The organism is Gorillibacterium timonense (assembly GCF_001457415.1).
Lineage (GTDB): Bacteria > Bacillota > Bacilli > Paenibacillales > NBRC-103111 > Gorillibacterium > Gorillibacterium timonense.
Map to the genome: position 1 here is coordinate 2,294,896 of NZ_LN881724.1, position 26,570 is coordinate 2,321,465.

General features: G+C 45.8%; 25 protein-coding genes. 7 read left to right on the forward strand and 18 right to left on the reverse strand.

Features of this window, described 5'->3' with window-relative positions:
• Positions 1-82 precede the first annotated feature (82 nt).
• The 5 genes from BN2684_RS23145 to BN2684_RS23165 form a co-directional block, all read right to left on the reverse strand.
• On the reverse strand, positions 83-1,789 hold the full coding sequence (locus tag BN2684_RS23145) for a UvrD-helicase domain-containing protein (protein ID WP_058304428.1): 1,707 nt from the start codon (positions 1,787-1,789) through the stop codon (positions 83-85).
• Positions 1,786-3,831 carry an ATP-dependent nuclease gene (locus BN2684_RS23150; protein ID WP_058304429.1) on the reverse strand — a complete coding sequence of 682 codons (2,046 nt, stop codon included), beginning with the start codon at positions 3,829-3,831 and terminating at the stop codon, positions 1,786-1,788. Before BN2684_RS23150 ends, BN2684_RS23145 begins: the two co-directional genes overlap by 4 nt.
• 207 nt (positions 3,832-4,038) lie before the next feature.
• Positions 4,039-4,551 (reverse strand): DUF2971 domain-containing protein, encoded by a 513-nt coding sequence (locus BN2684_RS23155; RefSeq protein WP_159065838.1) that lies wholly within the window; start codon positions 4,549-4,551, stop codon positions 4,039-4,041.
• A 77-nt stretch (positions 4,552-4,628) separates the two neighbouring features.
• On the reverse strand, positions 4,629-5,009 hold the full coding sequence (locus BN2684_RS23160) for a hypothetical protein (RefSeq protein ID WP_058304431.1): 381 nt from the start codon (positions 5,007-5,009) through the stop codon (positions 4,629-4,631).
• A 266-nt stretch (positions 5,010-5,275) separates the two neighbouring features.
• Positions 5,276-6,169: a LysR family transcriptional regulator gene (locus tag BN2684_RS23165; RefSeq protein WP_058304432.1), complete on the reverse strand. Its 894-nt coding sequence runs from the start codon at positions 6,167-6,169 to the stop codon at positions 5,276-5,278.
• A 140-nt stretch (positions 6,170-6,309) separates the two neighbouring features.
• On the opposite strand from BN2684_RS23165, the gene BN2684_RS23170 reads away from it, so the two are divergent.
• Positions 6,310-7,191 carry an alpha/beta hydrolase fold domain-containing protein gene (locus BN2684_RS23170; protein ID WP_058304433.1) on the forward strand — a complete coding sequence of 294 codons (882 nt, stop codon included), beginning with the start codon at positions 6,310-6,312 and terminating at the stop codon, positions 7,189-7,191.
• Here the strand turns inward: BN2684_RS23170 and BN2684_RS23175 are convergent.
• From BN2684_RS23175 to BN2684_RS23185, 3 genes are all read right to left on the reverse strand, one after another.
• Positions 7,188-8,063 (reverse strand): PhzF family phenazine biosynthesis protein, encoded by an 876-nt coding sequence (locus tag BN2684_RS23175; RefSeq protein ID WP_058304434.1) that lies wholly within the window; start codon positions 8,061-8,063, stop codon positions 7,188-7,190. The two genes, BN2684_RS23170 and BN2684_RS23175, sit on opposite strands and share 4 nt — an antisense overlap.
• 71 nt (positions 8,064-8,134) lie before the next feature.
• Positions 8,135-9,244, reverse strand: a complete 1,110-nt coding sequence (locus BN2684_RS23180; protein WP_058304435.1) for an aminopeptidase — start codon at positions 9,242-9,244, stop codon at positions 8,135-8,137.
• Positions 9,241-9,831, reverse strand: coding sequence for a TetR/AcrR family transcriptional regulator (locus BN2684_RS23185; RefSeq protein WP_058304436.1), 591 nt, complete (start codon positions 9,829-9,831; stop codon positions 9,241-9,243). The genes BN2684_RS23180 and BN2684_RS23185 overlap by 4 nt, the downstream gene beginning before the upstream one ends.
• A 166-nt stretch (positions 9,832-9,997) precedes the next feature.
• Between BN2684_RS23185 and BN2684_RS23190 the strand changes: the two genes are divergently transcribed.
• From BN2684_RS23190 to BN2684_RS23200, 3 genes are all read left to right on the forward strand, one after another.
• Complete coding sequence (locus BN2684_RS23190; protein ID WP_058304437.1) at positions 9,998-10,843, forward strand: lipase family protein; 846 nt, start codon at positions 9,998-10,000, stop codon at positions 10,841-10,843.
• Positions 10,844-10,998: 155 nt separating this feature from the next.
• A complete protein-coding gene (locus BN2684_RS25465; RefSeq protein WP_058304438.1) occupies positions 10,999-11,253 on the forward strand; it encodes a GNAT family N-acetyltransferase in 255 nt (84 codons plus the stop codon).
• Between the two features lie 506 nt (positions 11,254-11,759).
• Complete coding sequence (locus tag BN2684_RS23200; RefSeq protein ID WP_058304439.1) at positions 11,760-13,364, forward strand: M4 family metallopeptidase; 1,605 nt, start codon at positions 11,760-11,762, stop codon at positions 13,362-13,364.
• Positions 13,365-13,504: 140 nt separating this feature from the next.
• Here the strand turns inward: BN2684_RS23200 and BN2684_RS23205 are convergent, their stop codons facing one another.
• The 3 genes from BN2684_RS23205 to BN2684_RS23215 form a co-directional block, all read right to left on the reverse strand.
• Positions 13,505-15,418: a cellulase family glycosylhydrolase gene (locus tag BN2684_RS23205; RefSeq protein ID WP_108722244.1), complete on the reverse strand. Its 1,914-nt coding sequence runs from the start codon at positions 15,416-15,418 to the stop codon at positions 13,505-13,507.
• A 75-nt stretch (positions 15,419-15,493) separates the two neighbouring features.
• Positions 15,494-16,738 carry an SGNH/GDSL hydrolase family protein gene (locus BN2684_RS23210; RefSeq protein ID WP_199825335.1) on the reverse strand — a complete coding sequence of 415 codons (1,245 nt, stop codon included), beginning with the start codon at positions 16,736-16,738 and terminating at the stop codon, positions 15,494-15,496.
• 28 nt (positions 16,739-16,766) lie between these two features.
• On the reverse strand, positions 16,767-17,891 hold the full coding sequence (locus tag BN2684_RS23215; RefSeq protein WP_082652148.1) for an SGNH/GDSL hydrolase family protein: 1,125 nt from the start codon (positions 17,889-17,891) through the stop codon (positions 16,767-16,769).
• A gap of 139 nt (positions 17,892-18,030) precedes the next feature.
• Between BN2684_RS23215 and BN2684_RS23220 the strand changes: the two genes are divergently transcribed.
• Both BN2684_RS23220 and BN2684_RS23225 read left to right on the forward strand, forming a co-directional pair.
• Complete coding sequence (locus tag BN2684_RS23220) at positions 18,031-19,002, forward strand: LysR family transcriptional regulator (RefSeq protein WP_058304440.1); 972 nt, start codon at positions 18,031-18,033, stop codon at positions 19,000-19,002.
• A 13-nt stretch (positions 19,003-19,015) separates the two neighbouring features.
• Positions 19,016-20,092: an SGNH/GDSL hydrolase family protein gene (locus BN2684_RS23225; RefSeq protein ID WP_159065839.1), complete on the forward strand. Its 1,077-nt coding sequence runs from the start codon at positions 19,016-19,018 to the stop codon at positions 20,090-20,092.
• A 25-nt stretch (positions 20,093-20,117) separates the two neighbouring features.
• On the opposite strand, the gene BN2684_RS23230 is transcribed toward BN2684_RS23225, so the two are convergent.
• Both BN2684_RS23230 and BN2684_RS23235 read right to left on the reverse strand, forming a co-directional pair.
• Positions 20,118-20,606, reverse strand: a complete 489-nt coding sequence (locus BN2684_RS23230) for a GNAT family N-acetyltransferase (RefSeq protein WP_058304442.1) — start codon at positions 20,604-20,606, stop codon at positions 20,118-20,120.
• A 15-nt stretch (positions 20,607-20,621) separates the two neighbouring features.
• Positions 20,622-21,191: a 2'-5' RNA ligase family protein gene (locus tag BN2684_RS23235; RefSeq protein WP_058304443.1), complete on the reverse strand. Its 570-nt coding sequence runs from the start codon at positions 21,189-21,191 to the stop codon at positions 20,622-20,624.
• Positions 21,192-21,404: 213 nt separating this feature from the next.
• Here BN2684_RS23235 and BN2684_RS23240 point away from each other — a divergent pair, with 213 nt between their 5' ends.
• Positions 21,405-22,280, forward strand: a complete 876-nt coding sequence (locus tag BN2684_RS23240) for an AraC family transcriptional regulator (protein WP_058304444.1) — start codon at positions 21,405-21,407, stop codon at positions 22,278-22,280.
• 104 nt (positions 22,281-22,384) lie between these two features.
• On the opposite strand, the gene BN2684_RS23245 is transcribed toward BN2684_RS23240, so the two are convergent.
• The 5 genes from BN2684_RS23245 to BN2684_RS23270 all read right to left on the reverse strand — a co-directional run bounded on the left by BN2684_RS23245 (position 22,385) and on the right by BN2684_RS23270 (position 26,561).
• Positions 22,385-22,888 carry a GNAT family N-acetyltransferase gene (locus tag BN2684_RS23245; protein WP_058304445.1) on the reverse strand — a complete coding sequence of 168 codons (504 nt, stop codon included), beginning with the start codon at positions 22,886-22,888 and terminating at the stop codon, positions 22,385-22,387.
• A gap of 47 nt (positions 22,889-22,935) precedes the next feature.
• The gene (locus BN2684_RS23250) at positions 22,936-23,301 is read right to left on the reverse strand and encodes a MerR family transcriptional regulator (RefSeq protein ID WP_058304446.1); all 366 of its coding nucleotides are present in this window, start codon (positions 23,299-23,301) and stop codon (positions 22,936-22,938) included.
• Between the two features lie 478 nt (positions 23,302-23,779).
• On the reverse strand, positions 23,780-24,373 hold the full coding sequence (locus BN2684_RS23260; protein WP_058304448.1) for a hydrolase: 594 nt from the start codon (positions 24,371-24,373) through the stop codon (positions 23,780-23,782).
• Between the two features lie 15 nt (positions 24,374-24,388).
• A complete protein-coding gene (locus BN2684_RS23265; protein WP_058304449.1) occupies positions 24,389-25,600 on the reverse strand; it encodes a multidrug efflux MFS transporter in 1,212 nt (403 codons plus the stop codon).
• 76 nt (positions 25,601-25,676) lie between these two features.
• Positions 25,677-26,561, reverse strand: coding sequence for a helix-turn-helix transcriptional regulator (locus BN2684_RS23270; protein WP_316245530.1), 885 nt, complete (start codon positions 26,559-26,561; stop codon positions 25,677-25,679).
• Positions 26,562-26,570: the final 9 nt, after the last annotated feature.

The following is a 26,570-nucleotide window of genomic DNA, read 5'->3' on the forward strand; positions in this document are numbered from 1 at the left end:
GTTTAGTTATTTCATTAATTGGAAATGAGTACGTTTAATATCTTTGGTTCCTGTGGAATGATTCTAATCGCTAATGAAATATTTATGTTTCAGTTCTTACAATGTCAAACAGTGATTTTAACTTCTTCGACTCTTTTTCGGATAATGTTGGCACATTGATAAATAAACGATCGGTAGCTCTGCTTATTGCTACATAGTTTATTCTTTGCTCTTCTTTATCGTTATCGTTTAAGTTAGGATTAAGTAAAAATTCGATGTCGCTCTCTTCTTTTAGAACAACCAAGACATTTTTAAATTCATCTCCCTTTGCTTTGTGAATTGTTTTGTGTCTGCTAGTATCTTCATCAATTCTTACACACAAAGCCAATTGCCGGTAACTATGATTTTCATAGAAAGTTTTAGCTGCGCCCCTTGATAAATTTGATATATCAGGTTTTATTATTCTTTTTACAAAAGAATGGAATTCTAGTAGGCTTTTTTCTTTAAAGTCCCCATACTGAGAAAGGAGTACACAAAGAAATTTCAAAGCTTCTTTTCTCCCTTTATCTTTGTCATTCTTATCTTTGAAAATTCTCTCTAATTCTTTTATTGCACTTTTAAATTCGTTCTGGCGAGCTAGCTCAGTTGCCTTTATACAAGCAATAATCACTTTACTTCTGTATTTATTGCTACTGCTAGGATTATCTTCGGTTAAAAGTTCTTCAATTAGCTTATCGTTAAATAAATCTCCTTTTATTTCATTTTTCATTACATTCGAGATTATATTTATTCTTGACAAAGAATTTACCAACTCGTTATTACTCTCTTCTTTAGCTAATCTTAGAGCATCAAGCCGCTCTCCCACAATGATTATGGGTTTTTCTCCATTTATATTTCTGTATTTGTTTTGTTTTATATCTACACGTACTGTATTTAAAATATCTATAATTTGATCTGTGCTTCGTCTGTTATCTTCCATTACATAGTCAACTATGTTGTTTAAGCTAAATGAATGAAACTGAGATGGTTCTGCTCCTTGAAAGCTATAGATAGACTGAGCTTTATCACCAATTATCCCAACTATCGTTTCTTCTTTGCCAATTAACCCCATAATCTTAACTTGTATAGGATTTGAATCCTGGAATTCATCAACAAAAAAGTATGGGAATTTGGATTGTAACACTTTTAAAATAAATGGATGCTTCTTAATTAATTGATAACTAAAAAAGAGTACATCATCGTGGTGAATTATACCTCTTTCCCAAGCCATTTTTTTATATTCATAGTACGAATCATTCTTGATAGAATATTTACCAATCTTACGAGGATAATCAGGCTTTACTACTAAATTTCCTAAATCATCAAATTTCCATTTTGTTGAATTAAGAGCTTCAACAATTAATTTATCTTCCTTGAATCTTTGCTGTTGAGTTCGGTCTTTCCATTCGTTTAAAAAAGAATAATTTGATAAAATAATATCATCATGTCCGTCTATTGCTTCCACTTTTAATCCATAATCATCAACAAGGAAAACAGCGTATGGTTTTACAATATGTTTGTATAGAAAGCTATGGATAGTAGATACTTCCACTTGGTTTATTGTAGTGTTTAAACGGTTCAAAATCGTTTCTACTCCAATATTAGTGTACGTAATGCACGCTACTTTACGAGTTTTCTCTAATCTTGTTGATTTATGGAGAACATTTTTAATATGTTCAACTAACCAATGAGTCTTCCCTGCCCCTGGACCCGCAGAGACTCGAAAATGGTGCTCAATAGGAATCAATGTATCAGAGTTTATTGGGATCATTTACATAACCACGCAATGGCTTCTTTTATGTAATCAGGAACAATAAAATTTAAATATTTATCAGTTCCTTTGTTTTCAAAATTTTCATTCAAAATATATGCAAGCTCCAAAGCGTTTTCTCCTTTCCCTACTAAATTAAGATATCGTGAAGCAATTAATCCTCTACATTTTTGCTTCTCGCTCCAAGAAGTATTTTGATTAATACCTTCATTAATTCTATTATTCTCATCGCTTTTTCTCAGTATGGATTCGTAATCGGTCTGTGGTTTTTGGTATGCATAAAGCTGCATTAAGTTTTTAATTTCATCTTGATTTTTCATAGAATCTGTCACTAATATTTCTAGGGAAGGGTTAAATAAAATCAAATCATATTCAAATGTCTTTCCTTCAACTTCATCTTGACTAAAAAATGCAATATTAGGGTGAGTACCTGGTTGATATGATATAGTGTTTCTTTTATACTCATACTCTTTAGTATTAGCGTCGTATTCAAACGGATAGCATTTTTTGAAATTAGTGTTAGATGATTTTTTCTTTCTTTCAGGGTCTTGATCTGTCAAACAAACAATTTTTTTGCTTATAGTATTTATTTTCTCACTGTCAAACAGATGTAAAAAATGATTGAAATATCTACCACCCACATTTATAACTGCAATATGATTTTCTTCTAAAGAAACACCTTCATATTTAGCGAAAACTGACAGCAACAATTGTTCTGCTAAACCCTCTACTAAAATTACTTTTTGAGCAAAAAGCATATCTGATTTGGTCGCATCTAAAAATCGCTGTACATATTTTTTACTACTTTCATCAGTGGAAAATACTTTTCCTGGATATCCAACAGAGGTGTTTCCTCCATCGCTATGCAAACAAATCATCTCATCTAGAGAAACAGAGGAGGTAATATGTGTTGAATGAGTAGTAACAAAAACTTGTCTAACCTTTTTTTCATTTTTATTCTTCTTTAAGAATTTTAAAAACTGATACTGCATGGCTGGATGCAGGTGTGCTTCAGGCTCTTCAATTGCCAATATCGGAAATACCTTCGCATTACTCCCTAGATATTTTCCGTCAGCATTGACTTGCATTTTTGATAGAAGCAGTGACATAAAAATTAAGTTATTATATCCGAGACCGTTATGTGTAGCCGGTATCTTTATACCGGATTCATATTCAACAATAAGCCTAAGTGCAGAGAAAATTTCCACATCTGAGAGACTTCCTTCAAAATTAGGTATTGCTTTGTTAAATGAAGCTCCCGTATCTTTGGCATATGATAAAATCTGTTCCTTACCAACACTCATTCTGTTTTGTAAGTCACGTAACAACGTATCTGCAATCTCACTAAAATCCTTCTTTTTCTGCTTAATCTCCATTTTCTTAACTTCCTCAGATTTATCTAAATCTGATTTGATTTCGTAATCCATAAAAAAGTCCAACACATCTCTAAGAAGAGAATTTCTTCCTGAAAGCATATCTCTCTCAACATCACGGATGGCATCTAAAAATTGAAAATCAAACTTCTGTAATGATTCACTATCAGCAACGTTTCGAGTAGTCTTATCTCCACCCCATATTTTATAGACATAGTGCCTTATAAAGTCATGATTAATTATTTTCCAAGCTATATCTAAATCAGGGGCATTTCTAATAGCTTCTACATAACTAACTCTTTCTTTTTCAGGAAGAAAAAAATCGTAGGTTAATACTGCCTCGTATGGTTCGTCTAACTTGGTAAGCCAATTCCCAACTGTCACTAAATCATCAGAATTCAAATTTTCATTTAAGCTCTGCTTTATTACTAAAGATATGTTAATTTGAGGTGGATTCTCTATCAATTCTGCCAGTGTAACATTTTTATTGAAATCATATACATTCAATCTCTTTGTTCTTTGAGAATCAAGTACCAAAGCTAATGCTTTAAATAAATTTGACTTTCCAGCATTATTATGACCAATAATTACATTCACTCCATCATTAAATTCTATTACTTGTTCTTTGAAATTTCTAAAATTATTAATCATCATTTTATGTATATACATGGTTAACCTCCTCGTTTCATGAGATATAACGATCAAATCATACTTATAGTTATCCATTTCCAAAATCAGCAAATTACTAAATGTGCTTCTAAATTACGATTCTATGTCTGATAATAGCTAATTTAGGTATATTGTACCATACGAATAAATGGCCCGCAGCGAAGATACGGTGTTATAAGATGTCAACGCCTAATTTGGATAAACTCATCAGATTTTCTCACTATATAATTGAAACTTATTTTCACTCATTTTCATTTGATATATTGGTATATTTCTTCTTTCACTAATCATTAATAATTTCTCTCTGTCTTTATTAAGTACTTTTACACCCAGATAGATTGCTTTTGGTTTTGGAACTACAAAGACGCATTCTTTCTCAAATACTCCATTAGAAGATACTATTCTCCATTCTTTCTCATATGCCCATTCAGACGATTTTACTATCGAAGCGTATAGTGCGACAAAAATATTAGTAGAATTATTTATTAATGTATCAGGATTAAAAAATGAAGATAGATCAAACATGTCGTTTCTATACACAACAGGTTCTAACATCCTGAATCTCATATCAGAAAGACCTAATGATTTAAAATCATATCCTATACAAAAGCCTCTATGATAATCTGCATAATGGCTCCACATAAGAATTGATTCATAAGTTTCACTAAAACATGAAACATAGTTACTACTCAAAATCATATTCTTATGATTTTCTATCATTATCTTGTGCTCATTTTGAAAGTAGTTATTCATACTCTGAGCAAAGAGTTTTACATCCTCACCAGTTAGCTTGATATCTATTTTAGAAAAAGTAAGTGAAAAAAATCGTGAACAAAATTATTACTACTTTCAAGAAACAAAATATCTTTTTCACTTAGATTAACACCCATATAACTTCCAATATCATTTAGCTTGGAACGTAGTAAAGAAACTAGAAGTGATTCCGATTTAAATGAAATACCACAATCATATGGATCGTTAAAGTTAACAGGGTTTGACATCCAAATACAGTCTTCTTCTAGGTTCTTAAAGGAATACTCATTACAGCTCCTAAATTTATAGAGTGAATTTGGAGTGTTATTAAATTTAAGTTTTAATGCCTCTTCAATTTTCAAATCACTATTAGATATTGGAAATAGTAGCTTAATATATTCATCAATCCATGAATCTGGTTGCATGCTTTAGCTCCTATCAATATAATGTGCGTGGATTTCTTATAACGTAATATTCACGAAGTTTGTTAATCTCCCACGAGACTCAAATTGTCCTATAGACTTTGCACTTATTATACAATGAAATGGAAAAATATGACGAACGATGTCCTTTTCCACCAAAATAAAAAGCCTCCGCCAAATCCAACGGCGAAAGCATCAAAAATAGACCCGCGCGAACATCCCATCAATGAGAAGTACGTGTGGGAAGACAGGCTTGTATCACCCATTACCTATCTATTGAACAATTCGGATAACCTCGCTGTGAACTCCTCAACCATCCTCGTAGCTTGTTCCTTTTTTCTAGTGATCCTTCCTAAAAAAACCGGTTTTGAATGATACTGCTTCAATGGAATCGTCACGATCTGTTCTTGATAACTCGAAGGCAAGGAATGAATGATAAAATCAGGTCCAATCGTAATGGTGTCCCCATGAACAACCATTTGATATAAGGCATCCATATTATTGGTAGAGAGGGCAATGCGATTTGTAGGATGTGCAGATATCAATTCTTGAGCAATCAATTCAATAAATTCATCTTTATAAAGGACAAATCCTTCATTCTCTAAATCTTCAGCAGTTACAGCATCTAAAAAACGCAGAGAGGACTTCTTATTCACGATCAACACGGCTTTACCTTGAATGATCGGCATCCACTCCATAGAATCATCCTGCTGTTCAGAACTGTAAGAAATCACCCCCATGCTTGCATACCCTTCATTGACGTGATTTAGTACGGTCTGCGTATCCCCCTCGATCATTTGAACATTGAGTAAAGGATATTTTTTAGCAAATTCAATCGTCGTTTGGACAACTTGTGGAACCATTCCAGGTATGGTGGAAATAATAATCGTTTCTGAAGAGTCCTCTTTAAGTTGGGATAGTTCTTGTTTCATCATCTCCACATTTTTGAGAACTGATGCTGCGTGTTTAAGGATCAGTTGTCCTTCTTTCGTTGGAACGATCCCTTTCTTCGTGCGATGAAAGATAACAGTATCCAATTCATCTTCTAACTGCCGTATCGATTGGCTAATCGTAGGCACTGTCATATGATGCATACTGGCCGCCTTAGTGAAAGTTCCACAACTAGCAGCCGTAATCAAATAGTGGAGTTGCGTGATATTCATGCTCCCTCATCCTAAATAAATAATTTATATAAGTAAATTTTAATTAAATTTATTTTACCACAATTCATTGGTATGATACATAAATCAAGGGTACTTATTATAGACTTAGTTTTTTTATTCACAGCAAGGAGGTCATCAGGATGAGAAGTTGGCAAAGTTTTCTTGTCGAACGGTTACTTTTCCTAAATAAAAAACAAATCAACACCTCTACTTATATGGAACAAAGAAGGATAGCCAATGAAACCCCTTATGTACTACCCGCTAAGCTGAAGCAAAACTATAACATCCTGATTAATAATTCCTATTCATTAGATACCTACATGTTGAAATCAGCCTTACACCCGGATACCCGACAAATTCTGTATCTGCATGGTGGAGGGTATATTGAACAACCCCTTTCCTGGCATTGGCGTTTTTTGGACAAGTTATCCCAAAAGTTGAATGGAACAATAACGGTACCCGTGTATCCCAAAGCACCGAATCATCAGTACAAGGAAGCTTTCGAGAAGGTCCTTCCCATTTATGAAGACTTGCTAACTAAGACTTCGCCAGACAATATTGTCTTGATGGGTGACTCCGCTGGGGGTGGCTTTGCACTTGCTTTAGCACAACTCTTGTTGGAAAAGGGCATTCCCCAGCCAGGCAATATCATCCTTCTCTCCCCATGGCTGGACATCTCATTACAGAACCCGAAAATAACCGCAATGGAAGCGAAAGAACCTATGCTTGATGTAAATCTTTTGATTGAGGTTGGCAAAACGTTTGCTGGGGATACGAAAACAAGTAACTTTTTATTAAGTCCGATTAACGGACCTCTTCAAGGCTTAGGTAAAATTTCATTATTCGTTGGTACTCACGAATTGTTCTTGCCGGATGCCCGAAAATTCAAGACTCTAGCTGATAAAGAAAAAGTATTCATCCATTATCACGAGTACCCCAAAATGAACCATGTGTTCCCTGTATTCCCCATTCCAGAAGCAAAAAAAGCTATGCAAAAAATGATAGAAATCATTATGGATTAACCTAAGCTCTCAACTTCCATTAAAGTGAAGTTCATCGCACTCCCTCCAACCTTGACTTCATGAATTTCATGATCTTTTACAACTAAAGAAACCCGAATTTCAGATGGCTTGCTCATGGAATACCCTTGTTCAAAGATTATGTTTGAGGCTTGTTTGTCATTGATCTTTCCATAATGATACAAGTAGCAACCAAGTGCGCCATTTGATGTTCCTGTTGCCGATTCCTCCGGGATCTCATAGAGCGGAGCAAAGTTTCTACAATGAGCATTAGCACCATATAAGGATTCTAGGGTAAAAACATGATAGCCAACTGCGTTGTACTTCCTGCTGATTTCCTTAATCTTCTCTCTATCAGGTTGGATTGCATGTAGAACCTCCATACTAGCTACCGGAACCAGAATATCGCGAAGTCCTGTTGATACAACTTGTGCCGGCAAATGTTCTAGAAGCTGCGAAGGCTTGATGTTTAATGAATCTGCAAGCTCATCTTTATCGATGATTTCCGAAAAAACAAGGGCGGACTGATTCATCATGATGGAGTTATCTTCATTAATTTCGATTCCCAGTATCCCAGCCTTGGTTTCCTGTTTATAGAATCCTTGTTTTACCCATCCCAGACTTGCCATGGCATAGAAGGTTGCGATCGTAGCATGACCGCATAAATCCACCTCCTGATTAGGTGTAAAGAATCTTACCCGAAAGTCGGCCACGTCTGATTGCATCACAAACGCAGTTTCACTGAATCCTAGAAAAGCAGCAATTCTTTTCATTTCTAGCTCTGATAATGAATCTGCGTTCATGACAACCCCTGCAGCGTTTCCGCCTTCTTTTGTTTTCGCAAATGCATGTAAGGTATATACCTTTATTTCCATCTTTTTCCCACACTCCTATTGCTTCGATCAAGACACAAATCCGTCATAAAATGATTGTGTCTCTCAACTTTTCACATGGAAATCCCACTATAATGACTAGAAGAAGGCATTAACTTTAATCGTTCTTGTTCGTTATGTTTTTCAATCCACTCGTCCACCAATTCTCCATTTGAGACGACTCGCTTCCCATCGATTGACACATCGCCTTTAAACACGATATCCGTATGGTACGCGCAATGGTTTTGACCGCCAAATAGGCTGTTCATTCCAAGACCGATATGGCAGGTGCCATATGCTTTTTCATCAAAGACCGGAAAGCCAGTAAGTTCATCGATGTTTAGGTTTAAACCAATTCCAAACTCGCATAGAACATTCGCACGTTCAGGCAGTTGTTCGATCACGTCATTGAGATCGTCATGATTCGTAGATGCAAGAATCCCGTCGCTAAATACGAGAATCAGCTCTCGATAGGAGGTCCCCTCGAAGAAAGCCTCCTTCATGAACAAACTGCCCTTAGCGGATGCTTCCAAAGGTGCTATGTAGACTTCGCCAGAAGGGAAATCGCCATTCCCGGCATCTTTGTACCACTCTCTGCCTTCAACGGATAAAGTCAACGTATGTTGGTTGTCCGTCACAATTTCAATCGATTTCGTTCCTTTAAAGCGGCTGATTGCCGTTTCACATCGGTCCTTCAGGTCGTCATAATCGACTGCATAGGCATTTTCTAGCATGCGGCTAAATTTCGGATAGGCGACCCCGGATTCCATCGCCATCTCTATCGTAGGAAGTCGAAGCTGGATAAAAGTTTCTTTGGATGCCAAAGCCGTCATTAAGCTTCTCATATATCGCTTATACGAATTCATTTTGGTTATTGGAAAATCTGGATGGGGAACGGCCGGTTGGTAAGCCATTAAATCAATCACAACCGTTACGGGCTCAAAGACCTTGAAATAATCTTCCGTATAACAGTCGGCGTCCTCCGGTGTCCGTTCGAAAATGTCCTTGTAAAGCAATCTTGAATGCTGCAGCTTGATAAATGCGGCTCCCCATGAGGCAATTTCTACACAGAAGTCATCGAGAGTTCCGAGCTGCTCATTTTCTCCCCACAACTGCACCAGAACGATATCCTCTCTCTTCAATTCCATACTCTTCACTAAATTTGCGATCAGCATCTTGTTCATAACAGCCTCTCTCCTCTATCTTTTCTTAAAATCGCAAGAATCCAGTCTACCTCAGGTGAAGGCAGCTCCGGGTTGACGGCAACCCTCTCCGCTATCCCTTGAATCGCATCCCAAAAAACAAGGGCCAACGCCAAAGAATTTCCTTCCCGAATTTCGCCCAATGCTTGTCCCTTCTCGATAAGGGGAACGCTTCGAGTGACCACATCCACTTGAGCCATCAAGTCTCTTGATGCGGCCGGTATGCTGTCGTTGCGCAAAGCTTCCCCCAACAAAACAAAGATTTTCCCGGCATCCGGTTCATCTCTCAACTTATCGAAGATGCTTTGGGCTACAGCTTCAAATATAGCCAGTGGAGAGCCTTCACCATTCAGCTCATAATTGATCGTATGGTAACCCGTTTTGATGAGCTCGTGGTAGAGCTGCTCCTTGGATCCAAAATAATGAAACAGAAGTCCCATACTGATCTTTGCCTGTTCGACAATATCAACGATTCGGGTTGCCCCGTAGCCATTTTTAACAAACAAATCCAAGGCTGCAGTCAGGATTTCATTGCGGCGTTGTTCCTTTTGCTCCTCGCGTTTGCCCATACCTTTCACCTCGGAAGGATTTTTGTTGAGAAATTTCTCATTGAGATTATTTTCAATAAAATCATATCACTGATGATTTCCAATTTCAAGAGCAGCGCACAAAAACGAGCAAGCACCGATCCCCTTTCCGAATCATACATGGATAAGGAAGGGAGGTGGGCTTGGGATGCTCCGAAAATCCGACATTGAACAGCGGGCGATCTTTCTCGCCGCAGTCTGCTCCCAGACCTATGCGCAATACTCGAATCCGAACGGCTCGTTCGTTCTTCCGGAGGGCTATTCGCTTCGGCATACGATCCAAGCGACCTCGTTCAGCTCGGCTTGGGAGCCCTTCGGGTTTATCCTGGAATCGCCGCTGGAGATTCTCATCGCTTTTCGGGGCACCAGCTCCGCCAATGATTGGATATCGGACGTCATCGCCTCGCAACAGAAGTTCCGCTATGTCCATGAGCTCTGTATGACCCATCGGGGCTTTACCGACATTTATTCGTCCGCACGCGACGGGATCTTCACCGCTCTGACGCAATTGCCAACGGATAAAGGAGTGACCATAACCGGACACAGCCTCGGCGCGGCGCTTGCGACTTTATGTGCCTTTGACATCGCCACGAATACGGATTTCCCGTCCTTCAGCCTCTACACCTTCGGCTCTCCCCGCGTAGGCGATCCGGCGTTCTCCGAAGCTTTTGCGGGCTATGTGCCCGACAGCTATCGCTTTGCCAATCTCTTCGATGTTGTCACCTATGTCCCTCCAACCGCCTACAAGCTCCCCAAGCAAGAGATAACCTACTTCTATCGCCACGTTCCCGGTCACATCTCCATGTCCTTCCAGAACGGTGCCTTCGGTCTCAACCATGTCATCTCCAGCTATTTTACTGAGCTCGCCAAGCTTCAGCCCACCTATGCACTAGCATTATGCAGGGCGAATCCAGGCTTCTGTCCGGCTATGAAAGAAGATCAACCCTTGACTCCTGGAAAAGATAGGGATAGGATTGAAACGGTTAAATTTTGAGGAAAGGAGAGGATCGATGTGTTATCCAAAATGAATGAGGGGAAAGAAGCCTGACGATCTTAGATCCGATTGACCTAAGGATTAGAATCTTTGTTTCTTCCCTCCACGAAATAGGGATCGTAATGAGGTTATCAGACCCTTTTGAGACAAAACGGATGAAATTCCGCTTGCTTACTCATGCAGATATAGAGGCTGTTCATAGGCAATTCTCCGACCCGGATATGTGCAGCTATTTCAGTGAACCGCCTTGTGATCGAGAAGAAGCCATCGCTATCATTGACCATTACCTGCAACCAGAGGGAAAAGACTACCTTCGTTATGGAATGTTCGATATAGAAACCGATGCGTTTATTGGAACATGCGGGTATCATTATTGGGATCAAGAGCGGAAGCAAGACCCACCCCCATAACCAAGCATCGATCGCAAGTGCCAGAAAGTTTGGGGTTACCGAATGCGAGCCTTGCCGAAAGCCTGACACGGAACCGCAGCTCTGTATGAAGGTCTCACGTTCCGAATGATGTACGAATAAATGAATACGAGCCGCTTATCTCTTTGATAGAGGTAGGCGGCTTTTCTATCATTCTGCTCATCAGTCCTGTGATTGGTTGTAATTGCTCCATTCACTATTTTGTCAAACTTAATATCGCTTACAATACCATTATTTCTAAATTCATATTCACATTCTTTAATTTTAATTGTAGAATCACTAAATAATAGATCATTTAGGTAATTATATCCATTTTGCGAGAGGGGTGATGCCCTAAGCCCAATAATCTAGCTTCCGGTTCCGTTGCCTGTCGTCCTGTCGCGATTTTCTTTGCCTCTTAGATCGCACCTGGAATCAGCCAAGAAGAATGCCTATGTGTCAGTTCATTACCCAAAATCCAACTATTCAGATTGGAGGAATTATGATTTATGAAAAAGAAAATGGCAACCCTTCTTGCAGGCTTTCTAGCTTTGGGTTCATTCGCTTCGGCGGGAACTGCGGCTGAGCGTGAAGATTACGGCAAACCGAGCGAGCTTTTCACGGAATCGTCGACCATCACTTTATCGGGTGATGCTTGGAAGGCACCTGCGGGAATCAGCTCAGAGGACAAGGTTTGGGCCTATCTGGACAGCGTCAAAGACAGCTTAAAGGTCAATGCACAAGACGATATCCGCAATCAATTTGTCATCCAAGAACAGCAAACGAACAGCGCTACGGGAACGACACATTATCGGTTAACCCAGACCATCTCCGGCATCCCGGTATATGGAGCGGACCAAACGCTGCACGTGGATAAGGATGGGAATGTAACCGCCTTGCTGGGCAGTGTGGTTCAAACCGTCTATCAGACGTATCCGCTAACTCTATCGAAAGCCAGCCTCTTATCCGAGAAGGATGCCATCTTGGCTGCCGATAAGGATGCCGCACTAGAGTATGGACCGCTTGGCGAGGATGAGCTTACTCCGAAAGCAGATCTGTATTATTTCTTCGTTGATGGCGTGCCCAAGCTGGCCTATAAAACGGAGGTCAATGTCCTGGAACCGGAACCGCTCCGCATTCGCTATTTCATCTCCGCCGAAGATGGGAGCGTCCTCTTTAAGTACAACATTCTCGAAAATGTTACCGGCACAGGGACCGGGGTGCTGGGAGATACCAAGACCTTCGAGACTCGCCTTTCCGGTTCCACCTATCAGCTCTATGACAGCACCCGGGGGAAAGGCATCGTAACCTATACGGCCAAGAACAAGACTTCTCTGCCCGGAACGCTCTTGACCAGCACCACCAACGTCTGGACCGATCGTGCTGGGGTCGATGCCCATGCTTATGCGGAAAAAGTTTATGACTACTACCTCTCGCATTTTGGCCGTAAGAGCTTGGATGGCAGCGGGCTGCAAATCAAATCCACCGTGCATTACTCCAGCTCGTATAACAATGCCTTTTGGAATGGCTCCCAGATTGTTTATGGAGACGGAGATGGCGTTACCTTCCGAGCTCTGTCCGGCGATCTGGATGTAGTCGGCCATGAGCTCACCCACGGTGTAACCGAGCATACCGCCAACCTGGAGTATTACGGGGAACCGGGAGCGCTCAATGAATCCTTTTCCGACATCATCGGGAACTCAATTGAAGCCGACGGCTGGCTGATCGGAGACGATGTGTACACTCCGGGAGTAACGGGAGACGCCCTCCGCTCTCTGGCTAACCCCACCCTGTACGGTCAACCAGACAAGTACGCTAACCGTTATACCGGCAGCAGCGATAACGGCGGCGTTCATACCAACAGCGGAATCAACAACAAAGCCTTCTACCTGGCTGTCCAAGGCGGAACGTTCAACGGCGTAACGATCACGGGGATCGGACGTGAGGCTGCCGTGCAAATCTACTACAACGCACTCGTCCACTACCTGACGACCTCCTCCAACTTCTCGGCCGCCCGCGCAGCGGTGATTCAATCGGCAATCGAGCTGTACGGTTCCGGTTCGGCTCAAGTGACCGCCGTCACCAAGGCGTATACGGCGGTTGGCGTGAATTAAGAGCAACGATTAACAAGGATTTCAGGCGCTCTTCAGACAAGTACCCATGAAGGAAAAGGACGCTCCCGCTGAGGAGCGTCCTTATTATGATGTTACGTGTATGATCCAAGCGCACGGTGTGAGCTAGAGCGCCTTCACGGCTATTTGCGGCGATTCCTCCGAACCATCACCACTACGAGCCCCAGCAAAATCAACAGCAATGCGATTCCGCCACCCCAATAATAAATCTGATGGCTCGACTCCCCTTGGCTTGCCGGTTTCACATCAGGAGCTGGCGTTGTTGTTGCCGCAGCGGCAGGTGTAGGAGAAACCGTCGCTTCCTTGCTTTCTTGTGCAACCTTCTCGTCGGTTGGCGACGTGCCGATTACTTGGCTGCCGCTGACAGACAGCTTGTAATCGAGTACGTTGCCGCTCCAAAAATGCAGCTTGATCTGCACATCGCCGTCCTTCACTTGCTCGAAGAATGCTTTTGGCAGCTTGATGAGATTGTTCTCGTAGTCGAGTTCGAAGGCTTTGCCGAATTCCTTGTAAGGCGTCCAATCATCTGGTCCCGCATTGCCTCCCGCCGTATAGGCGGCTTCCATGGTCGCCAGCCGATCTCCATTGAACTTGACCGGGATAACCGACAAGTCCCGCGTCCCTTCCGCGCTTCGCGTAACCGGCGTATCATAACGGATTACATGGAATTGCCAGTCGGCTCCCGATGAGAAGGAACAGGTGAGTGTGGCCTTGCTTCCAAGTTCCTCCGCCGCTAGAGAACGCAGCAGATCCGCCTTCAAGATCAGGCTCTCCCCGTTCATGACATAATCGGTTCCGGCTGCGAGCACACGATCGCCGGACTTGATGCCGGTTAGCGTATTGCCGTTCAAGTTCATCGGAACCGTAACATCTTGAATCTCCTCTCCCTTCCGCAGATAGATGGAGTCGGAGAGCGCATTGGACGATCGTCCGGTAAGACCCGCTTTCATGACGGCGTAGAAGTCGGGATTTTTCCACAAGAAGGCATTCCGGTCGAAATGCTGGCCGTTATCCCACAGCATGGCGGGCATCTTCTTCTCTCGAGCATAATACGTGACGTACTCCAGATACTTCAACACTTCTCCGTGCTGGATCGTTTCCACACTTTTGTCAAAGCCCAAGAGTCCAAATTCACCGATAATGACGGGGATTCCGCGAGCGACGAAGGTGTTATAGGCGCGGTCGAATGCATCGGTAACCTCCTTCTTGGCCGTCTCGTCGAAAGTGGTCGACCCGGCAACATTGACGCTGAAAGGATAGTAGCCGTAGTAGTGGAACGTCGCAATCAGATTGGGATCGTTCAGCTTCTTGATCGTCTTGTACAGCTCATCGAGCCTCGCCTGAGTATGATTCGCAGTTATTGGGGAGAGGACAAGCGGACGTGTTCGGTTCTTCCCTCCGCTCTCCCTTACGAGCTTGGTAAACGAAGTGTTCAATTCATCCACCATCTCGAAATACGTAGGATCATCCTTGTTCCAATCGTCAGAGAATCGCGGTTCATTGACGCTTTCGAACAGGAGCGTGTTCGGGTAGTCTTTGAAATGAGCCGCGATCTGACGCCATACCGCGTTGTATTTGCTCATAACCGTATCGTGCTCGGTCGCCATGTTCAGCATCCAGTGAGAATCATGGTGCACGTTGATGATAACCGCTAATCCCGCAGCAAGGGACCAATCGACAACCTCTTGAATCCGGGACATGAATTCATCCTGGATTTTATAGTCTGGCGCGTCTCCCAATCGGTGATTCCACGTGATCGGAATCCGGATGCTGCGATAGCCCTGGTCTTTGATCGCCTGGATCAGTTCCTTCGTCACAGCGGGATTACCCCATGACGTCTCATCACCGCTCGCCTCGAAGGTATTGCCCATATTCCAGCCCGGCTGCATAGCCTCGACAAAATGCTGCAAGTCGCTGGCCGCTTCGGACGGATCGGCGTTAACGGATCGAGTCGGCAGTCCGATCCCCAACAAGCCCATGCATAGACAAATCAACAGAAAAGCGCTTCCAAATCGGTGTGCTCTCATTCTCCGCATGCTAATGGATACTCTCCCTTATTCAAGACCTGGTTGTACTGTCGTCAGACGCTCATTCGGAACTCGATTCCTTCTTCATTTCGCGACCCCAAATGCCAGAATAGAAAACTCCTTTGTCTCCGAGCCCAAACCCATACGAATCTCAATCCGATGTTTTCCGGCTTTCTCTTCTTGGAAGACAAGCTTCGTCGCGGGATTGTTCCAGCCGGAGGTGTTGTATCCGTCAATCGAGAGCTTTGGCTCGCCATCGACCAGAATGACGATGGTACCGGTCGAAGCATCATTGCTTTCCTTCGTCACGATGAATAGACTGCTGGCTGTCAGCTCAAGCACGAAGCTGTCGTTTCCCCCATCCGCCCGATGAGTCCAGCCGCTCGGGAACTGCTGAATCGTCGCCTCTTCGGCGAAGCTTCCCGTTGTAACCGCTTTCGTATTTGTGGCATCCAGCATCACCATGTTCTCAAAGACTTTGCCGTAGACGGTCGTATCGGGGATCACCGGTTTGTTGTCTTTCTCCTCGCTTTCGAGGACCTGATAATAATGCCGGACGAATTCCGTGATGAGCGCGTGTCCCTTCACATCCGGATGAACCGTGTCGTCGGAATAGTCAAGCCAAGTCATGGCGCCCGCCTCGATCTCCGGCATGATCGCATCTTTCACGCTGATCATCGGCAAGTCGTAATGGCGCCCAATGCTCTCCATTTCCTTCTGAGCGGAGTATCCGGTATCGGTTACTGTAAAAATCAGCACCACAGCCGGCTGTTTCTTGCTATCCAGGATTCGGCGCAAGAGACTTTCGTAAGCGGTCATGTTCAGCTCGTCATTCGCGTCATTGACCGCGAACTCGACGAAGACGATATCCGGTTCATGCTGCAGCACATCGCGCTCCGCTCGGATCAACCCGAGCATGGAGGGGGTGCCGGCCATCCCCGCGTTGACGTACTTGACGTTGTCGCCTGTTCCATACTGATCGGCAAAGGATTGGAAGGAAAGCTTCGCGTAGTTCTCCTCTCCTCCGTTGAACCCCTGCGTGATCGATCCTCCCAAATAGGCGATGGTGGTTTCCTGCCCGCTGCGGGCTTTTTCAATGGCCTTTTTCATCCGGTAGGTATTGCCGGTGCTAACGAGGGATCGCTCCACCATGGTTTGGTTATCCGGATTGGCTGTCAAAGAGGGCTCAGGCTGCACGGTGTTCTCCTTCTCGATCTGTTTTGTGGATGCAGGACTGCTCTCGGAAGAACGTTCGCTCGATGAGCAGCCTGCTAGTTGAAGCATCGTAAAGGCTAATCCAATTAACACGATTTTTTTGGAAATTGCCAATGGACATCATCCTTTGGAAAGTGATGGCTCATGACCAGTTCATGAGTTCCTTGATTCGAGCAATCAGCTTCGCGGCTGCTTTGGTTTGGGTCACTTCCGACGGATGCCAATCTGCTCCATAACCATCCTCTGCCAGCTGGACATCAAACTTCATCGTAGCGATATGGGAATCTCCTGTCTCGCTCGTATAATCGGCAACCGCTTTTTCAACAAAGGGATACAGCCGGTCTCCCATGATCCCGAGAGCACAGAGAATCATGGCGTCGGTATTATGACTTCTGATCTGCTTAAGAAATTCCACGTACCGGCTGGCATACTCCGCCTGTTTGTCCTCATCATCTTTGGTGTAGGAGTCGTCATTCGTACCCAGATTCAGCACGATCAGATCGGGCACGAAGGTCGTGAAATCCCAAGGGAGAGACTCTACCTCTACCGTGCCGTCGAAATGACCGGAAGACAAGCCGATTTTCTTGTAGTAGAGAGGAACCCTCATCGTGTCAGATCGTTGATCATTGCTGGTATAGCCCGATAGTACGCCGAACCCGCTGTAAGCCACAATGCTGTAATCGGCCTGAAGCGCTTGCACCGTTTTGTATGCATAGGTTTTCGTAACGTCCTCGGTTACCGTCGAGAACGGCCGCAGCTCATTCTCCGCGTCAACCCCATAGCCAGCGGTGATGGAATCGCCGATGAACTCGATTTTGCGTGCATGCTCAGGGGTTGGCTTGATCCCGCCTTCGGCATCCACTCGAATTTCGTGAATCCCGATCGTGGACATGCCCTCGGATAATTTGATGACCTGAACCGTTACGTTTTGTGCGGTATCGCTCTCGAATACGGTATACGTCTTCAACGGAGCGTCCACCTGATCGTCGATCACGCGTTCGCCGTTGACAACGATCCCGATTCTCGTATGATTGGTGGGGCTGACAGCGATTTCATCCCCCTTTATGGCGATCTCCGCCTTTTTCCCATAGAAACGAAATTCAACGCCGCAACCGGACAAGGCCATCCATAATGCATCGTTATGGAAGTAAGTCCGCCCGATTTTTTTGACCGTGTCATCATTCGCTTTAAAGACTTGAAGAGTTGCGGCTTCTCCATCTATTGGCGCCGGCTGAGAGAAGCTGTTGGATGCTGCATCGTTTGACATGGTGGAACGTCCTTCCTGAATGGTATGGTTGGTGCGAGAGAATGGCAGATAGGAAATACGTAAGTAATCTTACTTTATCAAATTGTGCATTCATAACCAAATTGGTATATTGATATAAAACCTATAATCAGGAGACTATATGACGGAGCAGCAAATCCACTACTTTCTCACTCTCGTGGAAGAGAAATCATTCTCCAAGGCGGCCAAAAGGCTCTACGTAACCCAGCCCTCCTTCAGTCAATTTATCATGAAAATCGAAAACCAGCTCGGCGCGAAGCTGATTGATCGAAAATCCTCCCCCGTAAAGCTGACGGCGGCCGGCGAGGCCTATTATCAGGCTGCACTGCAAACAAAGGCCATTCACGACAACCTCAAAAACCGGATTGCGGATCTGGAGGACTTGAAGTACGGCACCTTGCGAATCGGGACCACTCCATTCCGGGGGTCGACCCTCCTCTCGAAAAGCGTCTATCAGTTTCATAAGGAATACCCTACTGTCGCGATTTCGATTTTCGAGGGGACCGTTGAGGAGGTATCACACGGAGTGCAAAACGGCGAAATCGATATCGGCATTGCCTCCGGTGAATTCGATGAACAGGTGTTCCATGTCGAGGTTCTGTCGGGAGAAAAATTGTACCTGGCGGTCCCGGATGGAAATCGGCTGTCCGATCAGCTCGCGGAGTACCGGATCACGGCGGATGATATCCTTCACAATACTTTGCGACTGTTAAAAGTGCCCGATTGCAGCATCAGCGATTTTCAACAGGAAAGCTTTATCGTATTTGAACAAGGCGAGAATATTACCCGCCTGACCGCGAAGCTGCTTGCCGAAGCGAACCTGCAGCCGACCATATCCCTCCGGACAAGAAATCTCAACACGGTCATGTCCTTCGTTCTCGCTGGAATGGGGATTGCCTTGATCCCCGATAGTTTCATCAAATATGGAAACCTCAGGCTGCATCCGTCCTATTACAGCATCAAGAGCCGATACGTCCAGAATGAGATCTGCTTGATCATGCGAAAAAATCGCTATCTGACCAAGGCGGCGATGATGTACAGCCAAATCCTCAAGCAGCTGATATCAAGCGGAACATGGAGAGTTTATGGATAACAGGGAGTATCGCATGATGCTGGATCAAGCGATTGTGTGGCCGCGAACCAACTCAAGATTCATTCAGCAGGTTAAGAAGAAATCCCCTCATCAACTGTCTTTCCTCGGAGGCTCGATTACCTATGGGTATGACCCGAACGGTCTTATGGAGGCATGCTATCCGAAGCTTGTCACAGACGGCTGCCGCAAATACTTGGCAGATGCTTGTGTTGTCGAGCATGAGAATTGGGGATTATCGGGCTATAACTCCGATATGGGGATCGCCACCGCTGCAAAAGAGCTCGGTCGCAGCAGGCCTTCGATGGTATTTGTGGAATTCGCCGTGAATAACGGCTTCGATAAGGAGAGCGCCGACAGCTTTGAGAGCTTGATCCGAAGAATCCTGCTCGAAGATCCGCAGGTGGCTGTTGTCATCATCTGTACGCTTCTGGAATCGGGTTATACCTGCGAACCCTATATGGCCGAAATCGCGCAGCATTACGACTTGCCTCTCATCAGTGTAAGAGCGGCGATTGATTATGGACGGGAGCATGGGATGCTGTGGTCGGACTACTCCTGGGATACCGTGCATCCCACCGAAGAAGGTCACAGGCTGATCGCGGATTGTATCCTGCGTTTATTCGAAGAATCAGCCTCATCCGACCAAGCCGCTTCTGTTCAAGCTCTCCCTCCCATCCCCCGGGATTGCTGTTATGGCAATTCTCTTGAACGGCTGATGTATTACGATAACAAGACTCTGCCCGTTCATGCCTTAGGCGGATGCCTTCCTTCGCTTACACACGAACGGTTTCCAAACGGCTGGACCTATCAGCCGAATAAAAATGGTAGCCTATCGTTATCGCTTCGCTGCAGCAAATTGTTTCTTGTCTATGAGGTGAGCAGCCAGCATCTGGAGTATGGCAAGCTCTCGGTGAGCGTGAATGGGATCGTGGCGGCAACCGTTAACGGGGAGAGCCTATACGGCTGGCACAATCCCGTATGCAGTAGAGTCATTGACGGTCCCGATCCGCAGGATTATGAGATTGTCCTTAGCATGGCCGAGGATTCCGAAGCGATGGGGTTTGTCTTGCTTGGCGTATTGGTCGTGTAGCACACGATTTAGGATGACATCGGAGTTAACTGTGTAATACTAAATCCTTCCCCAACAATAGCTCATCCCGAATTGGAATGCCGTTATCGGCCATAAGGGGGATTTCGGGTTTGATTTTCCTTGCCTTCTCAACGGCATTGGGAAACAACTCCATAAGCCTGTACCCTCTCCTTTGATAAAAGGCCAGCGCATGCACATTGTCGTTCGTTGTAATCAGCCTTACTCTTTGGCAGCCTCTTGCTTCGGCTTCCTCTTCCACTCGCTTCATCAGAGCCGTCCCGATTCCTTTGTTTTCCTCCAAACTGTCCAGCGAGATGATTTCACAGTCGTCTCCCTCTACCGTATAGGTACATAAGCCGATTAGGCTTCCCGCATCACTCATCGCAACGAAGCCATCCAACTCATCACAGATATAAACTCCGCTTGAGAGGACCATTCGGGGACTTCCCCAATGAACGGTAAAGAAATCGGTAAGCAGGCGTTTCTCCACTTCATTCGTGGCAATAATCTTCATATCTCTGGTCCTCTGCTAATCTTCATGATCATGATCGTTACCCGCTCCATTCTCCTGAAGAGGATAATCGAACAACCGCTTCGCCGGATGAAATTCAATCAATCCGATCCGATCCAAGCTTCCGTTGAAAGGCAGCGGCGATTCCAGCAAGAGGCGAGTCGCTTTGTCCAGCTTGTTCGGTTCAAGCCCGATCGTCAAGAAGCAGTCCGGCTTCCAGATCCCTTGGTCGAAATAAGGCCCGGCAGATCGCGTCCCGAATGAAGCAAACACCTCTTGAATAGCTAACTGCAGGTTTAAAATTTCGATTGTCGCGGAAATATCCAGAAACACGATGGGCCGTTCGTTCGGGTACAAGCCATAATTTTTGAAATGAAGCTCAAGCTTCTTTGTCTGCCGAGTGATATCGGCAAGCCTAGCCCGAGTCTCCTCAATATCGACCGAATCAAACATCGCAAACTTGATATGGGGATGATTGTCCGAGCGATGCAAGTAATCGCAGACGCCAGTGTCTGCGAATGTTTTCCATAATGCATGAACGGCCTTGTCCGAATCCGGATCAAAGTAACCAACTATTGCAAAAGGCATTGTTTTCCTCTCCCCATCTGGTATCTAGTGTTTATCGAAAATGGTGGTCCTGTTGGAAATAGGCGCATATGCTTGATCCCCTCAGTAAATGCGATCAAGTTGACGTAAGTACTGTGGGTGGTTTCACTCCTAAGAAATCTCGCAATTTCGTGCAAAAAAAGAGAGGAATATCCTTCCACTCTACGCTATTCTAACAAAGAAGGAGATGATGGCATGGAATGGATGGACCGATTAAATCAAGCCTTGAAGTATATCGAAGAGAACTTGTCTGGCGAAATCAACTGCGAGCAGGCCGCGAAGATCGCTTGCTGCTCCCCCTTTCATTTTCAACGAATGTTCTCGTACATAGCCGGTATTCCTCTATCCGAGTACATCCGGCGCAGAAGAATGACGGCGGCTGCGTTTGATCTGCAGACAAGCGATGTGAAAATCGTCGATCTCGCCTTAAAGTACGGGTATGACTCTCCGACTTCATTTAACCGGGCCTTTCAGAGTTTGCATGGGATCGCCCCGTCTGCCGCCCGTAAAGAAGGAATCGCTCTAAAAGCCTACCCCCGCATCACCTTCACCCTATCGATCAAAGGAGAAGAGGAAATGAACTATCGGATCGAAAGCAAAGCCTCGTTTCGCATTGTTGGCGTGAACGAACAGATGGACATCAACCTGGAAGAGAACTTCACGAAAGTGCCGTTGTTCTGGCAGCAAACCGCACAGAGCGGGATGCTTCCCCAGATCATCGGGCTGATGAACCAGCCTCCCTTCGGCGTGCTCGGGGTTAGCACCTGCATGAACGGAACCGATCTCGCCTACTACATTGCGGTCGCATCAGACCTTCCGGCACCGGAGGGGATGGCTTCCTATGAAGTTCCGGCTGCAACCTGGGCTGTGTTCGAGTGTATAGGTCCGCTGCCGCACGCCATGCAAGAGCTTCAGAAGCGGATCATTACGGAATGGCTGCCTACCTCCGGGTACGAGTATGCAGATGCTCCCGACATCGAAGTTTACTCGGATGGGGATCAGCAAGCCCCAACCTACCGCTCCGAAATCTGGCTCCCGATCGTGAAGAAAGGGGCTACAGCATCTTTGTGAGCAACTGCAAAGCTCCTGCTATTCTCAATGGCAGGAGCTTTGACCGTTCAATAGGATGAGGCTGATGAACCGTCGCCTATAACCGACCTGCATAAAGTCGTTCATCAGGACTCCTTTTGGCAGGTAAGCGATTCTTTTCCTTTTTCGAAATAGAGGGAATCTACCCCGTCCTCCGTGAAAGCTTCCATTTCTTGAAATCCAAGCTTCTTCAACACTCCGATTGATCGGAAATTATTGGCGTAGGTGAAGGCCCCCACCTTATCGATAGCGAATTTGCCGAATACCTCTTCGAGAAACCTAGCGATTGCCGGCGCCGCTATTCCTTTGCCCCACCATTCTTTTGCAAAGAGAACAAAGCTGACCATCGCCATTTTCTCATCCTGCTCATCTATGCCGTAGCACCAGACATCTCCGATATAGGTTCCCTCGTACTCCACCACTCTGCCATAGCTGGAGGCTCCTTCTTTGAGAGTTTCTTCAAAAAGAAGCAACGCTTGATCCAGCGATTCCACGCCAGAGGGTAGCCATCTGCTGATTTCTTCGTCCTGAATCCGATCCCAATACATCGTGACATGTTCCCTCGTTCGAGGCTTTAGCGAAATGTTCACAGAATCCCCTCTTATCTTAATGTATAAGCCGATGAACTCGGCCCCTATCACGCCTCCGCCAACAGCTGCTCCACTTCTCCCAAATGGTGCAGGACCTCTTCCTTCTGCTTGTTCAGTGTTACGATGCTGCACTCGATCGATTCGCATTTGGCTTGCAGCATGTCACGTGCATAAACTATTAATTCAACAGAGCCGCAGCCTGTACGTTCCTTGTGTTCAAACAGCTCCTGGATCTCCTTCATCGCAAATCCCCATTCCTTCAGTTGGACGATCGTTTCGAAGTTGTCCATTTCCCGTTGAGTGAAGTCGTAACGGTTATTCTTCAGCTCGGGACGTAGCAGAGACAGCTCCATGTAATACCGAACCGTATCCAAGGTCGTACTCATCTGGTTCACATATTGCCCCATCCGCATGGAACTCCCCCCTTGCCATGGGGTTAACCCCCTATGGTTTACTTCTTCTATACCACATCTAGGGGGCCTGTGAATATGATTCTTCTCATGATCCTTGCATACGCCGTTCTAATGAGTATCGCGGCGGTATCTCAGCGTAAAAAGCTCGGCATTCGCTTAACCACAGCAAATCTATTGTTTTCCTGCAGCTTGGTCGGAGGTGTTCTCTCTTCTATATTCATCCCAATCGGGCTGTTGGGGCTTCTCTTCTGTGCGGGTCTGAATGGAATCGTCCTGAATGGCCGGATAAATCCTGTACACCTCGCGATTCGGTGCGTGATATCCGTCAGCCTGCTGTTGGGATATTTCCTTTAGAGCATCCTCATTTCAGGAAGTTTCCAGAGAAAATCAAAAACAGGCGCCTCTCCTCCGCTGGGAGGTGGGCACCTGATTTGGGGGCATTAGCGGTTACTAAAAGAACCTATTTACGGGGCCGGGGTTATCCCAGCATCAACGCGACCTCTTCGCTCGTCCGGATCCGGCCAATTCTCGGGAAGATGGTTTTGCAGACATAGTCATGTTCTTCTCGGGTCGAAGCGGTCATGGCATCCTCCGCGAATACGAGTTGATAGCCATGCTGATAAGCGTCTCTCGCTGTCGTATCGACTCCGATCGAAGTCGATATGCCGCACAGCACAATCGTGTCGATCCCGCGGCGGCGAAGCTGCAAGTCAAGATCCGTGCCGTAGAAGGCTCCCCATTGCCGTTTCGTAACCAGATGGGTGTTCTTGGCGTTCGCCAATGCGGGGACAATGCTGTTCCAGCCTACCGGCGTGGGGGTGTTGGGCAGCTCTACATCAAGATTCGGCCTCAGCATATCTTTGCCATCCGCGAAGGAAACCCGGACAAGCACCACGAAAGCTCCTACTTCCGTGAATGCGTCCACCAGACCGGCGGCCTTCTCGATCACCTGCTCACCTGAATAAGGGGCAAGGCCGGGCCGGAATGCGATTCCCTCTTGCAGGTCGATTACAACCAGTGCTGTTTTCCCAGCGTTCAAGCTTCCTTCTGCCTTTGCATGAGTTTCCTTCATTTCGATCTCTCCTTTTCATTGGGTTGTCGGTAGAATAGGTGCAGCCGACAGCTTTCTGTATACGTTGTAATAGACCCAGACCGCATTGAGCAGTAGCAGGGCGCTCGTGATGACGAAGACATAGCGGGTTCCGAACCAGCCGGCGATCTGTCCACCGAGAACGGACCCGGCGAATACACCCAAATATCCCGCCGACATCGTATAACCAAATACTCTCCCGGTTAGCTCCGAAGGCGTAATTTTCTTGACGAGAATATTCACGGAGGGATTCAAGCCAGCCGCTGTTAACCCCAACAAAAAACGAAGGCCCATCAATTGCCAAACCTGATGAACAAAGGCTTGGGGGATAAAGAGAATACCGGCCGCAAGAAGGGAAACGAGAATGACCTTATGCGCTCCGATCTTGTCGGAAAGCTTGCCCAGCCTCGTTGCGGCCAAGATATTGGCCAGCCCGGATGCGGAGAAGGTAATGCCGGCGAGAAGGGCAACATGTCGGGTATTCGGAGCAAGCTCGGCAACATAGACGGTGATGATGGGCTCAACGGAATACAAGGCGACACTCAGGACAAAGAATGTCACGAATAAGGTGATCGTCAGCCCTTTCTCGGGCACCATTCCCCATACGTCCCTGATACCAGGTACATGCTGATCCTCACGAACGAACGCTTCCTTTACGAACAAAGCAGTGGTGAGAAAGGCGATCAACATCAGCCCGCCGGTGATAAAGAACACGTTCTGCGCTCCGAGATTCACTTCGATAAACCCGCCGATCGTCGGTCCGAGCAGAGAACCCGCAATGTTCGCGGTTGACAGGGTTCCTAATGCATAGCCGGCGTGCTCCTGATCCGTTTGGGTCGCGATCAAAGTCGTGCAGGCTGTGCTGTATCCGGTAATAACCCCCTGCAGCAGACGAAGTCCGATCAAGGTGTATACGTTTGGGGCAAAGCCCATGAGTCCGATGACCACCGCCATCCCCAAGCTTGCTCGCGAAAGCATCGGCTTGCGTCCGTATTTATCCGCGAGGCGCCCCCAAATCGGCGAGAAGATCGCCGAGACGATGAACGTGATGCCAAACGCGATCCCCGACAATTGGGCGACGGACGCAGGATCGTTCACGCCTAGCTGCTTGATGAAGATTGGCATGACCGGAGCGATCTGACTCATTCCCACGCCGGTTACGAACATGCCGAACCAGCAGACCCACAAATTACGTTTCCATAACGGCATGCGGACAAGCCTTCCTTTCCATGACCATTTCGATCCTCATTATCGCACTGAAATCAGGCTTATCCCATGCATCATCTTATAATCCATGGACTTTTTTGCTGGAATATTCGGAGGGGCTGATCCCTTCCATTCGCTTAAATAGCCTGCTGAAGTAGAATTCATCTGAATAGCCGAGCGCCTGCGCCACTTCCTTGACCTTACGGTTCCCTTCGATCAGGAGCTCCTTGGCCTTGTCCATCTTGATCTTGTTGAAATACTCAATTGGAGAATACCCTGTTGTTTCCTTAAACATGCGGGACAGATAAGCCGGAGACAAATCCACCTGACCCGACAGCTCCTTCAGCGTGATCTTCTGTTGGCTATTTTGATGCATGAAGTGAATCATCTTCTCTACTTTTTGAGAAGCAGCAAAATTCGGCGTCTGTTTTCGCTCATCCTGATACAGGGTGATGATCAGCTGCTGAAGCAAGGTTTTTGCCATAAATTCATAGCCGGGCAGCTTCGTATTCCAGCAATCGATCAATTTACCAAACGTATCCTCAACCGGATAATACTCCTTAACGACTTGAACAGGCTGCAGCGACAGCGCGGGCGTCTCGTCGCTTATGTCCCATTTCCCCTCCTGGAGGCTCACTCGCGCATAACTGAAATGAACCGTCAAAAAGAGGGCGGGGTCTTCATGATCTCGCTCTAAGATGTGGGGAACGCCTGGGGCGATATAGAACAACATGCCCACTTTGGCCGGATGCCGATGATCTCCCACTTGGAGAACTCCCTTCCCTTCGGTAACCAATGCGAGCATATGATGCTGGAGTGTCCGCGAAATGTGCCGGGAATACGCTGCGGGAGCTTTCCCACTCCTTCCGTTGCAGGTATGAATGTGAAAAAAGAGATGTGGCAAAATCATACTATCCTCCTTCGAGATAAGCAAAAACCATGAGGGGCTGCGAGGCTCCATCATGGTTTTCGT